Raw genomic sequence first — 14,417 nt, 5'->3', positions numbered from 1 at the left:
CCCCATGAGCGAGATCAACCTGCTCCAACCGATGCACGCATCGACCAGGCGGAACTACGTTCAGCGCGTGGTCGAGCACGACAAGGCAGAATCCGCCACCGTCGCGCGGCAATGGGGGCAGGACTACTGGGACGGCGACCGGCGCTACGGCTATGGCGGCTATCGTTATGACGGACGCTGGCGCCCGCTCGCCCAGACCCTGATCGATCGCTACGGCATCAAGCCCGGCATGAGCGTGCTCGACGTCGGCTGCGGCAAGGGCTATTTGCTCTACGAGTTCAGCCAGCTTGTCCCCGACCTCAGGATCGCCGGCATCGACATCTCCGACTACGGCATCGCCAACGCCAAGGAGGAGGTGCGGCCGCTGCTGAAGGTCGGCAGCGCCGTCGAGCTCCCCTACCCCGATCACAGCTTCGACCTCGTGGTGTCGCTCGGCGTGCTGCACAACCTTCCGCTCGAGGACGTGTTCCGCGCGGTGTCGGAGATCGAGCGCGTCGGGCGCGGCACCTCGAAATATCTGATGGTGGAATCGTTCCGCAACGAGCGCGAGAAGGCGAATCTCCTCTACTGGCAGCTCACCTGCCTGAGCTTCCACGGCCCGGAAACCTGGGCGTGGATCTACGACAAATGCGGCTATCGGGGCGACCATGGGTTCATCTTCTTCGAATGAAGCCGGCCTGCGCCGGCCGACGTCGCTACGCGCGCAAAATCCGGAAGTGTATTATTCGGACGACGCCATCGTCACGGCGGATGACGCCACGATCGCGGAGCTGAAACGCATCGCCGCCGGCAACCCGCGTCTGCGCAGCCGGCTGTGCACGCACCCCGATCCCGCGTCCAGCCTGCACGAGATGCTGATCGTGCATCATCGCGAGGCCTATGTCCGGCCCCACAAGCATTTTGGCAAACCTGAATCGTTTCACGTGATCGAGGGCACTGCGCAGGTCGTGATCTTCGAGGATGACGGCCGCATTCGCGACGTCCTCGAGATGGCGCCCTACGGCCAGGGCAAGCGCTGCTATTACCGGATGCCCGAAAAGGTCTTCCACTCGATCCTGATCACCTCGGAATGGCTGGTGTTCCACGAAACCACCGCCGGCCCGTTCGATCCCTCACGCACGGCATTTCCCGACTGGGCCCCGGATGGCGGCGACGCTGCCGAGGTCCACGACTACGTCACGCGGATTGGTGCGCTCGCCGTGGAGCATCTGGCGAGACGGTAAATTTCGACCCCTATCGCTGCTCGACGATCCCGCCGTGAATGATCGAGGACGAAACCAGACGATGAAGCCGCCTGCAAAAGCACTGGTTACCCTGGTCAAGTTCGCGGTGTCGATCGGGATCCTGGTATTGCTCTTGCGCAGCCAGGACTTGTCGTCCCTGAAAGCCGATCTTCTCGCCGTCAACTTGAACATGCTGGCGCTTGCTGTGTTGCTGCTGTTCGCCCAGACCTTCATTCTCTGCCACCGCTGGATCCTGATCCTCCGCGCCATGAGCGTGCCCCTGAGATGGCTGGCCGGCTGGCGCATTCTGATCATCAGCACCTTTTTCAATCAGGTGCTACCCGCGGGCGGTGACGCGGTCCGGATCTGGATGCTGCGGCGGAATGGCGTGCAATGGTCGCAGACGATCGGCAGCATCGTGGCCGATCGCTTCCTGGCGCTGCTGGCGCTCGGTCTCATCGTCCTGGCGGGAATGCCGTTCCTGCTGCCTCGCGTCCACGACAACTCACTCCTTTTCGCGATCGTGACCGTTCTGGCGGCTGCATGCCTCGGCGCAATCGCCCTGGCGACGCTGGACCGGTGGCCGCCACGCTTGATCGCGGCCGTGCCGGCCAGGATCGTGCAATTCGCGATGCTGGTCAGGGCTCCGTTGCTGGCGGCCGGAGGGCGGGCAATGTTGATCGTATCAGCCATTGTCGTCCACCTGATCACCGTTGCGACCTGCTATGTCCTCGCGATCGGACTGGAGGCGCCCCTCACCGCACTTGACGCCTTCGTGCTGGTCCCGCTCGTCATCCTGTCTTCCGCGGTCCCCATCTCGATCGGAGGCTGGGGCGTGCGCGAAGGCGCGATGGTCGCTGCGCTTGGCCTCGCCGGGATCGCATCCGACAAGGCGCTCGCGATATCGGTCCTGCTGGGTCTTGGCGGCCTGATCGTCGGGCTGTTCGGCGGGCTGGTATGGCTGATCGCGCCCGAGCGCACCGGCTTCAGCCCTGAGGAGGCGCGGGCCATCGCCGAACGAACCGATGCAGCGCCGGTCTAGCATGGGCAACGCCGGACAAGACCATGCGATGACATCTGCCGAGGTGCGTTTTCGTACCATCGTCGAGACATGGTCGTGGCGCGCGCTCATTTTCGCGCCGGCCGCTCTTTCCATCTGGTGCCTGAACCGCGACGGCACTTATCGAACGCTGCTATTTGACGGTGGCTGGACAACGCGATTTTACGTCCTCGCCTGGATCGTCCTGACGCCGTATCTCGGCTGGTTCATCATGGCGACCGGCCGCCTGACATTCTCGCTCATCAGGCACGAACCCACTCAGCGCGTCGACGAGTTCTTTGTCGGCGCGGCCACGCTCATCTTGACGGGATTTGGACTCGGCGCTCTTTCCATCCTGTACCCACAAATCGTTCTCGGATTTGCGATCGCGGTGCTGCTGTGGGACAGCCGCAGCTTTCGGAAGCCGCAGAAACCCGCGGTGACCTTGCCGCTGATCGCAACATCGCTGCTGGGTCTTTGGCTTCTGGCGACGGTGTTCCTCGACCGCGCCATCATACCCGATGTCATTTCGACCGACGTTCAACAGCTCTACGCCCCGTATCTGGCGGAGGTCGCGAGAAATCACAGCATCTGGCTTGCGGCCGACAATCCCATCTTCTCCGACTTCGAGATCGGTCACGGAAACGGGCTGCACCTGTTGCTGGCGACGTTCCTGCCGCCCCACGTCGCCCAGATCATTTCGTTTCTCTATTTCGTCGGGATCGGCGCTGTCATTTTCGAACTCGCCCGCCTCGTTCTTCCATTCAAGGCTTTCGGACGCCGGTGCGAAGAAGCTGCGATCCCGATCGCACTCGGCCTGGCAATTCTCGGGCTTGCTTGGCCGAGGACGGTGCCGACCGTTACACCCGGCCTCCACATCATGGAGTTTGGAAAGTACCACCTTCAGACAGCGGCATTCTTCGTCTATTTCCTGCTGGTCGTCATCCGCTCTTCCCAAAGTCGAGACAGGCTCGCCGCCGGCATTTGCGCCTTTGCCGTCGCGGCTTCCTATCCGCTCTACGCCGCGTTCGTCTTTTTGATTTCGGCGTTGGGAGTGCTCACCAAGGCGCTTCAGCGCGACCTGTCCGGCGTCATGACCGGCGTGCTGCTCGGGGTCGGAGCGATCGCCGGGTGCATATTGGCCTTCTCCGTCAATTATCTCTACCTCGGAATCCCGGCCACCAACCCGTATTCGCTGTTCCGGGGCGCCGCATCGGTCGAGCGTTTCTCACAATTCGGAAGCCTCGATATTCTCGACTATTTCGTGCTGGCGCAGTCGCTGGAGGTCAGCGACTTCCTCAGCAAGGCGGGGTTGTTCGCCTTCTTCAAGCAGGTCAGGTCCGTTCTCCTCGTTGCCATTGCTCTCGCGGCGGCAACTTGCACCGTGGCTTACATCGACTCGAAGCTGTTTCCGGATCGCTCCGGCGCCTCGAAGTCGCGAATGTCGTTCAATGCTGCGGGGCTCTTGATCATCATCGCCTACGTAGCCAGCGTCCGGCTTCTGGATATGACGCTGAATATTCCGAGCCTGATCAGGCTATCCGTTCATGTCACCGCGCTATTCCCGCTGGCGACCGTGGCCATCGCCTGTTGGGCACTGGTTGTCGTGCGGCGGTTGGCCTCAACCTGGTCCCCCGGGCGCTACGCGCCTCATGTGGCCCTTCTGGCGCTCCTGATCACCTGCGCCTGGACAACCCTTTCCTATCCCTGGCAGAGCTTCAGGGACGACGGGACCCTCGCCTTTGTGACCGGGCGGCCCCTTCGCCAGTTGCCCCGTGTCAGCCTGGACTGGCAGCGCTGTGACGAACTGCAGCAATCGACGGGGTCTGAGCGCATTTTGCCTCTCAACGGCTATCGCGCGTTGGTGCCATGCTATTTCTCGCCGCTCCTCACGCGAGGCAAGGTCATTCATACCTATCAGAGCGATGTCGCGCGCGATTTCAAGAAGGTCGCGCTGGGGACTGCCGATACGGCGCAAGCCACGCTTCGCGCGTTGGGGGTGAATCTCTTCTACGTCCAGAGGGAGAATTGCGATTTTTGGCTGAATGGGTTCTCAGACCTCTTCCAGAAAGAAGAACTGGCGAGACGTTTTGCGGTTCGCGCCGAGACTCCGCATTACTGGCTATTGACGTGGCGGGCTGGTGATCAGCCATTGACTCCGGAAACGGCAGCGGCAATCTCGACGCTGAGGACGAGATCGAAGGATATTTATCGAATGGCTTACGGTGTCGAGCCCTTTGAGGTGGTGAGGCACCAGTTGCCACCAGACGGCAAGCCAAGAGACCTCGCGATTCTCGATCAGTTGTCCAAATGCCGCTGAGGGTTGCTGATTTGACGGCGGAAAGCGATCCTCCGCGGAGACATCTACATGCATTCCGGTAAACGCAGGTCTTGGGGAGGCTGGCGAACAAGCGCGCGCGCCGGCTTGATGACGGCTCCATTCCTCATCGCGGCCTTAGGCCTGCTGATCAAGGTTCCTCCCGAGGTCCAGTTCTTCAGCGGCGGCCCCTTGGTCGCCTGGAACAGCTTGTGTCTCGCTGTCCTCGCTCCCTACGTGGCTATTGCGTTTGTCGGAATGGGGGCCCTGCTCGTTCACCGGCTCGACGAAGGCAACGACCTCGACGCCGCCGATTTGCTCGTGCTGCAGTTCTTCGGCGGCGCTGCTCTGTGCGTCTTGATTGGCGTTTGCCTCGGTGCGGCGGGATTGCTCTTCCCGTGGATCACCATCCCATTCTTGACGGGCATCATCGCCTGGCACCTTGCGCGTCCATCCCGTGGCCGTTGGATGCCATCTACGGCTGCGGAGTGGCTGCTGGTTGGACTAATCGGTTTGTCGGCCGTCGTGCTTCTGCTGGTGAAGGGCGTCGTGCTCGACGCGACGCGCGGTGATATCCCGCAACTTTATCTTCCGCTCCTCGCTGACCTGCAGAACCGCCACACCCTCTGGCTCGACTCCGAACAGCCAAAGCTGTTCTGGTTCTTGCTCGGCCGCGGCCACGGGGCCGACATGTTGCTCGTGAGCTTCGGTGGTCCGACGGCTCATCAAATCCTCTCGGTCGTCTACTTGCTGTCCATCGCGGCTCTGGTCCATCGCATGGCGGTGCGGCTGACAACCGGCTGGATATTGCCGGGATGCGCGGCCCTGATCGCAATGTGGTCGAGCTTCATCGGATTGGAGACGGGGCGCTTTCACTATGAGACCGGCGCCTTCCTCCTGTTCGTCTGTTGGGCAGGGCCGCTCTATGCCACCACCAAGGCCCGCGTGATCTTCCGCGCCTTGGTGCCAACCGTGATGTCGATCGCCATCATGGTCCCCCAGGCGGCGATCATCGCCACGGCCTTCTTGATGGCGGGAGCGGGCGCCGGCTGGTTCGCTCATGGCCCGCGCGGCATCGTGCGGCCACTCGGAGTGGCCGCAATCGGTCTTGGCACAGCGGCTCTCAGCCTTCTGGTCAACCAGATCTATCTCGGCATCGCCGAGGTCAATCCGATCGGCGTGTTCATGCCGCTCATCAACGTGGAGCGCTTTCGTCAAATCTCGAGCCTGGAGCTCATGGTCTACGTAAACAACGCGCAGGGCATCAAATATGCAGGATTCTCGATGCGCGACATCGTGGCTGCTTTCGGCCGCCTGCGGGAGGTGCTCTGGAGCCTATTCTTTGGCACGAACTTCTGGACATATCCGGCTTTCATTGTCGCGTGCGCAGCCTTGCTCAGAGTACGGCGCCCCCAAGGAAATGGCCCATTCGTCGTAGGTCTCGCTCTCTGCCTGCTCGCTGTCATCAGCCTGATCACACTCACCTCACATGGAAGTCTGGAGCGCATGCTGGCCTTCCGATCGGTCGCGACTCCGCTCATTGCCATTTCAATCATCGTGCCGCTCGCCGATCTCTTTCGGCGGCGTCAGTTGCAACTTCGCCTCGTCTCTCTGCCTTCTGCGATGGTGACGATCGGTTTGGCGGCCCTTGTCGCGACTGTGGTTGCGAGGTCGCAGGGCGAGATAACGCGCGTGCGCATGCAGGGCGCCTTGGCGTTTGTCACCGGTCGCATCGGCCTGGTTGGCACCTCCCCGTCCTTTGACGACCTCGATCCACGCCGCTGTCGGGAGGTTTCAAGTCACGTCCCTGCTGACTGGCACATCCTCCCCGTCAATTCCGCTTTGCGTTTTCTGCCGACCTGCGCCGAGTCCCCTCTCCTGCCATCTGGCCGGGTCGTGGATACCTTGCATCCGGTGTTTCTGCCCGATTATGGAGACGTCCTGCTTGGGCCCGCCCCAATCAGCATTGCCGCGCTACGCCGCCACAATGTGAATGCCTTTTACATAGAGGGCGACCGGCTGGATTTCTGGGCGCATGGGCAAAGCCCGCTTTTTGATTCAGACAGCATGCCGCGCAATCTGGACGTCCTCCACGTCGGAGCTGATTACATCTTGCTGACTTGGAAGGGCCTGGGAGCGCCAATCAGCGACGAACAGGTTGCAGCAATCACCGCGCTACGGAACCGCAGCCGCGTGACCGGTCCAGGCAAAGACTATTGGGATGGTATCGCAACGCTTGCGGCGTGGCGGTCGCGGCAAGACTCTACCGAAAAGTGAGCGGCCGCGCGCTTCCGCCTCCACCGCGGCGCGGAAAAGAGTCTTCGCGCGAAGCCGGACCCCATCCTGAATGGTCACCGCAAAATCCTGCCGAATCGGCTCTGTTTTTCGCGAGTCCGACGATCGGATAAGATGCCGGCGGACAGCGTGGGGGATCTCAACTTATCAATTGAGGTGCACGCTGTGGCCCTATATAGCCGTACAATGGCTGCCAGCCGCGGGCCGTAATGGCTCGGAACGCCGATTCCAGACCTGCTCCTGCAAAGAGTTAAAGCCGTGACCGACCATTGCCGCCTTTGCCATTCGACCAACCTGCGTCCGGTCATCGACCTCGGACTGATGCCGATTGCGCATCGGCTTCGGCATAGCCGAAACGAGCAGGACGAACGCTTTCCGTTCGAGGTGATGGCCTGCGCCGAATGCGGCCTCCCCCAGATCGTCAAGCCGATCGATCCAGATATTCTGTACCGGCAGTTCAACTACAATTTCAGCAGCTGGAAGCCGGAGCCGCATCAGGCAGACGAGCTCGACACCATCGCGAAATTCTCCAAGCACCAGTCCGTGTTCGAGATCGGATGCAACGACGGGCTGTTCATGGACAAGCTGCGCGAGCGCGGCACCAAGGTCATGGTCGGCGTCGAGCCCAATCCGGTGTCGGGCAAGATCGCCCGCGAGCGCGGCATCAAGGTCTATGCCGACATGCTCAGCCCGGCGATGGCCCACGATGCTGTCGCTCAGTCCGGCAAGTTCGACCTCGTCATATCGCGCCAGGTGCTGGAGCACATCGTCGATTTCGAGAACTTCTTCGACTGCGTCAAGATCGCGCTCAGCGACGACGGTTTGCTGTTCATCGACGTGCCTGATTTCGCCCCGGGGTCAGCGGAGGGAGACCTCTCCGTCCTCTGGGAGGAGCACGTCAGCTATTTCACCGAACCGACCCTGCTCGCGCTGCTGGCGCGCCACGGCTTCGAGGCGGTGTCCGTGAAGAAATACAATTTCAGCGGCGGAAGCCTCGCGATCGCAGCCCGCCGTGCCAAGGGCGCCGTGACGGCGCCGCCCGCGCCGTCCGGCGTTGGCGAGAAATTCGGTCAGCGTGCGAGAGAGTATGGCGCGCGTCTCCGCCCGATTCTCGAAAAAGCCCGCGCCAACGGCGCCGAGATCGCCATCTACGGTGCCGGCTGCCGCGCCTGCACCTTCACCAACGCCCACGAGCTTGCGAATCTCGTCGACCTCTCGGTCGACGACCAGAAGGAGCGCCAGGGGCTGTTCCTGCCCGGCACCGGCATTCCGATCCGTTCGCCCGAGGATCTCACCGCCAAGTCGGGTCCGCTCGTCTGTCTTCTCGCCGTGAACGAGGAGAACGAGGCCAAGGTCAGCAGCCGGCTGCGCGAGAGCGTGAAGCGTCCGCTCGAGATCGTTGCGATCTTCGCGCCGAACGACATCTGGAGCGAGCTCGATCGTCTCGAGGCGGCGCTAAGGTCGCGGCATGGCTGAGGACAAGCTCTTCAACTATTACGAACGTCAGGATGTTCTGCCGACGTTCGGGAATTTCAAATCGTCCACCGAGCTCGGGGCCTACGCCAGCCAGCGGCGCGAGCTGTTCTCGGACAAGCTGGTGCTGCCGCCGCGGCTGTTCCGCGATGCCGATGTGCTCGAATTCGGTCCCGATTCCGGCGAGAATGCACTGGTGTTTGCCGGTTGGGGCGCGAACATGACGCTCGCCGAGCCGAACCGGCATGCACACCCGAAAATCCAGGCCTACTTTGCACATTTCGGCCTGACCCAACGTCTCCGCGAGCTCGGACTGGCCGACGTCGAGGGCTTCCGCAGCGAGCGCCGCTTCGACATCATCGATGCCGAGGGCTTCATCTACACGGTGCAGCCGAGCGAAAAATGGCTCGGCATCTTCCATCGGCTGCTCAATCCGGACGGTTATGCCGTCGTGTCCTATTACGAGCGCTATGGCGGCTTCTTCGAGCTCGCGCTCAAGGCGATCCATGCGGCCGGCAAGGCATTGGGCGGTCGCGCTCCGCTCGACACGGCAAAGATGCTGTTCGAGGCGAAGTGGGACAGCATTCCGCACACCCGCAGCTTCGAATCCTGGCTGATGGACGTGCTGGAAAATCCTTTCGTCCGGCATCGCTACTTCCTCGACGCGGCCACCTTGTGCGCGGCGGCGCATCAACAGGGGTTCGACGTCCATTCGGCGTGGCCCGCCTACCGCGACAGCCTCGACATCTACTGGCACAAGAAAGTCCTGTCCGGCGACGAGAAGCTGCATCGCGCCAGACGCCATCTCGACCGCAGCCGGCTGAGCTTCCTCGGCGGACGAAAGCTCTATCTGGTCGGCAAGGCCGATGCCGTGCAGGCGATCTCGGCCTCGATCGAGGCGCTGGTGCTCGACGTCGATGGCATGATCGACGATCCCTTCGGCGAGAGCCTGCCGCGCGTGGTCGCGGGCCTTGCGTCGCTGCGCGAGACGATCCGGACCACCGACATTCTGGCCGACGATGCCGCCGACATCGACGCCATCATTGCGACGCTCGACAGCTTCCATCGCATCTTTGGCGCAATCGGGCGACGGGATGCGTCTGCGGTCGCCGCCCTCACCCAGTCGGATGCGGCCTTCATCAACATTTGGGGACAGCCGGCGCATTTCCTCGTGATCCGGAAGCGCTAAGGGATCATAGTCAGTGAAGCCAGGCATTGGCATCATCGGAACGGGCATGGTCGGCCAGATGTGCCACCTCGCCAATTTCGCTGCCAATTCCGCCTGCCGCGTCGTCGCGATCGCCGATCTCCGGCCGGACCTCGCCGCCGCCGCGGCGCAGAAGTTCGGCATCCCCCGGGTTTACAGCACGCACCGGGAACTGCTCGCGGACAGTGCGGTGTCCGCCGTCGTCGTCGTGACGAAGCGTCGTGCCACCGGCCCGATCGTCCTGGACGCGTTGAACAGCGGACGGCACGTGCTGTCGGAAAAGCCGATGGCCTACACGACGGCCCAGGCCAGTTCGCTGGTCGAAGCCGCGCGGCGGCAAAACCTCGTCTACAGCATCGGCTACATGAAGCGTCACGATGCCGGCGTGGCGCGGGCGCTGCAGGTGCTGACGCGCCTGCGCGAAGACCAGTCGCTCGGACGCATTGTCCGGGCCGAGGGCTGGTGCTTCGGCGGCGACACCGGCCGGTCGCACGACAATTTCGTGATGACCGGCGAAGCGCGACCGGACGGGATTGAACTCTGGCAGGATGGCCCCGACTGGATGCCGCGCGCGGCGCGTCCCGGCTACGATAATTTTCTGAACGTCTTCAGCCATATCATCAACCTGGCGCGCTACCTGCTCGGTTCGTCGCCGACGGTCGCCGAAAGCGCGATCGAGGCTTCGGGTGCCGGGCGCATCACGCTCGACTTCGACGGCATCGCCTGCGCACTGGATCTCGTGAACGGCTCCGAAGGCAGCTGGCGCGAAGGGCTGACGATCGATTTCGAGCGCGGTGCGGTGACCCTGGAATTGCCGCCACCTTTCGCCGAGCAAGAGGCGGAGGTCATCGTCGATCACGATGGTCAGAGCACGCGGCTGACGGGCGAAAAGAGCTGGGCATTCCGGCGCCAGGCCGACGCCTTCGTTTCCGACGTCGCCGCGCGAGGCGTACCCTTGGCCTCCGGCGCGGATTCAGTGACCGACATCGCGCTTGCGGAGACCGTCTGGAAACAGCGGGCTAGCGGCTAGGCGCTGCATCCTTGCTTGCGCCCTCGAGCGGCAGGACGCCCGCGATGGGCCCAAGCTTGATCGTGACCTGCGCAAGTTGAGCCAGGAACTCTGCAACATCGCAGCGCGCCAGGAACCGGCACGCATAGTACTTCCGCACCAAGGTCTGGTTCGGTGCGGCTCCCGGGCCCGGCTGGAACGAGATCGTCGCCTGCGGCCCCGTCGGATCGAAATGATGGAATGCACTTCCCGGAGCGGTCCGCGCCTCGTCCATTCCCCGCAGGATGTCGGGCCGCTCGGCGCGCAGCGCAAATCCGAAGAACGGCTGATTGCCCCAGGCAAGTCGCAGCATGCCGGTGACCTCGGCGAGGCCGAACGGCACGTGCCGTGAGGGGTAGTCGAAAAAGCCGTCATCGAGCGCATAGACCGTCGCCGCGGGCTGGGCGCCGCCGGCAAGGTTGCGCGTCAGGGCCTCCTGCTTCAGCGTTCTCGCCTGCATGAAGACGTAGTCGCTCCACAGCATGCCGATCGACATGATCAGGCCCGATCCGAATATGGCTGCAAAGGCGATGCTGGGACTGGTCCAACGTTCGGCCAGCCGCTTGATTGCGAGAAACGCCAGCGCCGACGGCACACCCAACATCAGCAGATGACGGCTCTCGTAGAAATGCGTCGACGACGGCCGCAGGCCGGCGATCAGATAGGGCGACGACAATGCGAGGAACAAGACCAGGGCGAGCACGAGCGGCAAGGCGATCGCGGTTCCGGACGTGGTCGGCTTCGGGTCGGCGCGCAGCAGCAGCAAGACGAAGCCGACGAGCACCGCCGCCAAAATGAACAGCCCCGGGACGGCAATCGCCGCGCGCAACGCGTGGGCCAGGACGTCCCTGTAGCCGGTGATGAAGAATGCCAACCATCCCTTCGCCAACTCGCCGAGCGTCGGGAAATGGGCATCATAGTGCTGCGCGTACACGCCGATCCGCTTGAACCAGATATTGAGCGTGCCCCAGTAGATCAGAGGAAGCAGGATCAATTCCGGATAACCCAGGGCGCAGCGCCAGGCTGCGAGCCATGTGCGGCGAACGAAACCGTCCGTCGCCTTCCCGCCCCGCCAAATCGCAACGAAGAGACCCAGCATCACGAAGGCATAGAGCACGATCGTCGAGTTGAGCGCGAAGCTCAGGAGGAACACGAGCGCACAGGCCACGCGAAGCTGCGTGCGCCGCAGGCCGCGGGCGCTGAAGGCCAGCGTCAACAGCCATGCGCCGACGAACAGCAATCCGAAGCTGAAGACGTAGACCGCGTTCGCCTTGCCCGCCCAAAGCTGATAGCCGGGATAGGTCCAGACGATCAGCGCGAAACCGACCGCCTCGGCGCGGTCGAGCAGACCGAGACGCGTTGCGGTGAGCGCGAGCGATGTTGCGCCAAAGACGATCCCGGCGAACGCCAGCGAGACCATCACGACAACCGGGGCGCCCGTCCAGTTCGCGAACGTGTCGTAGCTGTAAAAGATCGGATGACCGGCGCCGTTCAGCAGGAAATCGATGTTGATGAAATAGTCGGGACGCGGCTTGAGCACCAGCCAGTCGTCCATGAAGAGACCATCGTTCACGAGCATCGGCGCATGCGCAGCCAATAGCACGACGAGGAGGACGACTATCGCACGCAGCAATGGGGACATCTCGGACGGAGGAACGGCATCGCCGGCAGGATTCGCACGCCCACGTGACGTCCGCAAGGCGGGATGATGGGCTCCCTTGACCGGAAAAATGCGACCTTTTATAGACTTTTGCTCTGGCTGGGCCTCAGAGGCGTCCGGGACGATTTTCCGCAATGAACATGCTCCCGGGCCCGGCGCAAGCCGCTGCGATTGGTCTCAGTGTCGCGCTGCCGCTGCTGTTGCTGTGCTACGCGCGCATCGCCGCCACCGGCGGATCCGGCCGCCGCTTCCGGCTCGGCTGCATCAGCATCTTGGCCCTTTACGCGATCGCCTGTCTCGCGCTTCCCGGTCAACGCCATTATGACGACGTGCTTGGCGGCTTGTTCCTGCTCGCGACTGCGATGATGTTTTTCTACATCCTGTTCAGCCTGCTCGCCTGGGGCTTTACGCTGACGCTGCTCACGGCACTCGTTAAGGCCGGGCGTCCCCTCACCTGGGAGCAATGGGCCGTAGCCTACATGCAGGGCGGAGATCTCGGCACCTTCACGCACAACCGCCTGAAGCTCCTGGTCGGCGCGGGGATGTTGACCATTGCAGACGGCAGGCTGGCTCCGACGGCCAAGGGGGTGGCGGTCGCGCGTCTCGTCAAACTCGTTCGTCTGTCGACGGGCCTTGGGTAAGAGGCCGCGATGTCCTTCGTTGTCGGATTCCTCGCCGCCGTCAGCTTCGTCCTGCTGTCGCCTGCCTTGCAGCTCATGGCCCGCGCTCGCGGGTGGCCTGTTGGAGCCGTGACCCTGCTCGCGATCGCCGCGATCCTCACCCACGGTCTCGGCGTGATGCTCGGAATCCTCGTCGTCCCGGAATTCCAGTATTGGGACGCCGCGTCGATTTTCGGTTTTTGCGTCATGGGTTACGTGTTCGCTTTTGGCGCAGTGTACAAATCGGTTTCCCTGGAGATTCTGCTCGGCATCGTCGACCGGCCCGAGCGGAAGGCTCCGCTTTCCGAAATCGTCGAACGGCAGGTTCCAGATCTGTTCCAGGGACGAATTAGGAACCTGGTCGACGGCGGCCTTGTCGAACCGGTGGATTCACACTTCGCGGCGACGGCGGCGGGCCGAAATATGGCAGGCCGCGTCGGACAGCTGCGCCGCGCCTTCGGTATCGGCGATACCAGTCTCTATGATTTTTCCGAATAGTTGCCGGGAACACACACATCGCCGGTTTCGTGCCGGTTGTGCAGGGCATATCTGCGGGCCCCTTATTGTTCGGTCGGCGCAGATGACCTAGAGTTGCGCTGGGGTTCCACCAGTAAAGAGTGGCCGGCAACAGGCGGCATAAGATGACACCTTCCAGGGCGGCAAAGAGACTTACGATCGTCATCCCTGCACTGAACGAGCAGGACAAGATCGCCGACACCATTGACGGCGTGCTGCCGCTCGCCCGCGAGCTGCTCGACGATTTCGAGATCTTCCTGATCGACGACGGCAGCACCGACGCCACCGGCGCGATCATGGACGAGTTCGCGGCCGGCGAGCCGCGCATCGTCGTGCAACATAACGCCGAGCCGCGAGGTGTCGGTGCCGGCTTCGAATACGCGCTGTCGCGCGCGAAATTCGATGCCATCACGCTCATTCCCGGCGATCACGCCTTCCAGAACGAGGGTATTGCCCGGATGTTCAAGGCGGCGGGCGCCGCCGACCTCGTCATCACCTATCGCGACAACCAGTCGGACCGCTCGGTCAACCGCTCGCTGCAGTCGCATTCGCTGCGGTTCATCCTGAACTGCCTGTTCGGCTTCTGGCTGTCCGACTACCACAGCATGATCGTCTACCCCGTGAAATGGCTGCGCCAGATCGCGGTCAAGGCCGACGGCTACGGCTATCAGATCTGCGCGTTGATCTCCCTGCTCCAGCTCGGCCTCACCTATGTGCAGGTGCCCGTGAGCCTGAACGCGGAGCTGAAGGGCTCCTCCCGTGCGCTGCGGCTGCGCACCTATTTCGAGCTCGGCGGCACCATCGTCTCGCTGCTGCGCCGCGTTCCCATCCGGCACGTCGACCTCAGCCAGGTTCCTACCGACGCGGAACGGGCCCCGGCGCGCTAGTCGAGGGCCTCGTCGGGCTTGGGCTTGGGAAATCGAGCGGATGGGCAGGCGCGCGGCGATTCGCCCGCGGGACGCCCTCGTCCCTATCCTGCC

General features: G+C 63.0%; 12 protein-coding genes. 11 read left to right on the top strand and 1 reads right to left on the bottom strand.

All coding sequences use genetic code 11. The features are described from left to right. The first annotated feature begins 4 nt into the window (after positions 1 to 4). The 8 genes from XH81_RS15155 (at position 5) to XH81_RS15120 (ending at position 10,584) form a co-directional block, all read left to right on the top strand. Entirely contained in the window at positions 5 to 670 is a 666-nt protein-coding gene (locus XH81_RS15155; RefSeq protein WP_028141029.1) for a class I SAM-dependent methyltransferase, read from the top strand. Continuing rightward, positions 648 to 1,223, top strand: a complete 576-nt coding sequence (locus XH81_RS15150; protein ID WP_049801999.1) for a WbuC family cupin fold metalloprotein — start codon at positions 648 to 650, stop codon at positions 1,221 to 1,223. Before XH81_RS15155 ends, XH81_RS15150 begins: the two co-directional genes overlap by 23 nt. Then, positions 1,189 to 2,265 (top strand): lysylphosphatidylglycerol synthase transmembrane domain-containing protein, encoded by a 1,077-nt coding sequence (locus tag XH81_RS15145; RefSeq protein WP_244439230.1) that lies wholly within the window; start codon positions 1,189 to 1,191, stop codon positions 2,263 to 2,265. Before XH81_RS15150 ends, XH81_RS15145 begins: the two co-directional genes overlap by 35 nt. A 28-nt stretch (positions 2,266 to 2,293) precedes the next feature. Further along, a complete protein-coding gene (locus tag XH81_RS15140) occupies positions 2,294 to 4,582 on the top strand; it encodes a hypothetical protein (protein WP_080670098.1) in 2,289 nt (762 codons plus the stop codon). 48 nt (positions 4,583 to 4,630) lie between these two features. Further along, the gene (locus tag XH81_RS15135) at positions 4,631 to 6,856 is read left to right on the top strand and encodes a hypothetical protein (protein WP_131233056.1); all 2,226 of its coding nucleotides are present in this window, start codon (positions 4,631 to 4,633) and stop codon (positions 6,854 to 6,856) included. A 276-nt stretch (positions 6,857 to 7,132) separates the two neighbouring features. Then, positions 7,133 to 8,350 carry a class I SAM-dependent methyltransferase gene (locus XH81_RS15130; RefSeq protein WP_028141034.1) on the top strand — a complete coding sequence of 406 codons (1,218 nt, stop codon included), beginning with the start codon at positions 7,133 to 7,135 and terminating at the stop codon, positions 8,348 to 8,350. Further along, on the top strand, positions 8,343 to 9,536 hold the full coding sequence (locus XH81_RS15125; protein ID WP_028141035.1) for a class I SAM-dependent methyltransferase: 1,194 nt from the start codon (positions 8,343 to 8,345) through the stop codon (positions 9,534 to 9,536). Before XH81_RS15130 ends, XH81_RS15125 begins: the two co-directional genes overlap by 8 nt. A gap of 13 nt (positions 9,537 to 9,549) precedes the next feature. Further along, positions 9,550 to 10,584 (top strand): Gfo/Idh/MocA family protein, encoded by a 1,035-nt coding sequence (locus tag XH81_RS15120; protein WP_028141036.1) that lies wholly within the window; start codon positions 9,550 to 9,552, stop codon positions 10,582 to 10,584. On the opposite strand, the gene XH81_RS15115 is transcribed toward XH81_RS15120, so the two are convergent. Further along, on the bottom strand, positions 10,574 to 12,244 hold the full coding sequence (locus tag XH81_RS15115) for a hypothetical protein (protein ID WP_049802000.1): 1,671 nt from the start codon (positions 12,242 to 12,244) through the stop codon (positions 10,574 to 10,576). The genes XH81_RS15120 and XH81_RS15115 overlap by 11 nt on opposite strands. A 152-nt stretch (positions 12,245 to 12,396) precedes the next feature. On the opposite strand from XH81_RS15115, the gene XH81_RS15110 reads away from it, so the two are divergent. From XH81_RS15110 to XH81_RS15100, 3 genes are all read left to right on the top strand, one after another. Next, positions 12,397 to 12,903, top strand: a complete 507-nt coding sequence (locus XH81_RS15110) for a hypothetical protein (RefSeq protein WP_028141038.1) — start codon at positions 12,397 to 12,399, stop codon at positions 12,901 to 12,903. A 9-nt stretch (positions 12,904 to 12,912) separates the two neighbouring features. Beyond that, positions 12,913 to 13,419, top strand: coding sequence for a hypothetical protein (locus tag XH81_RS15105; RefSeq protein ID WP_028141039.1), 507 nt, complete (start codon positions 12,913 to 12,915; stop codon positions 13,417 to 13,419). A gap of 143 nt (positions 13,420 to 13,562) precedes the next feature. Further along, positions 13,563 to 14,324 (top strand): glycosyltransferase family 2 protein, encoded by a 762-nt coding sequence (locus XH81_RS15100; protein WP_038950191.1) that lies wholly within the window; start codon positions 13,563 to 13,565, stop codon positions 14,322 to 14,324. Positions 14,325 to 14,417: the final 93 nt, after the last annotated feature.

This window comes from Bradyrhizobium sp. CCBAU 25360, from assembly GCF_028128695.1.
Classification (GTDB): domain Bacteria; phylum Pseudomonadota; class Alphaproteobacteria; order Rhizobiales; family Xanthobacteraceae; genus Bradyrhizobium; species Bradyrhizobium ottawaense.
This window is presented reverse-complemented; position numbering and strand designations above follow the sequence as displayed.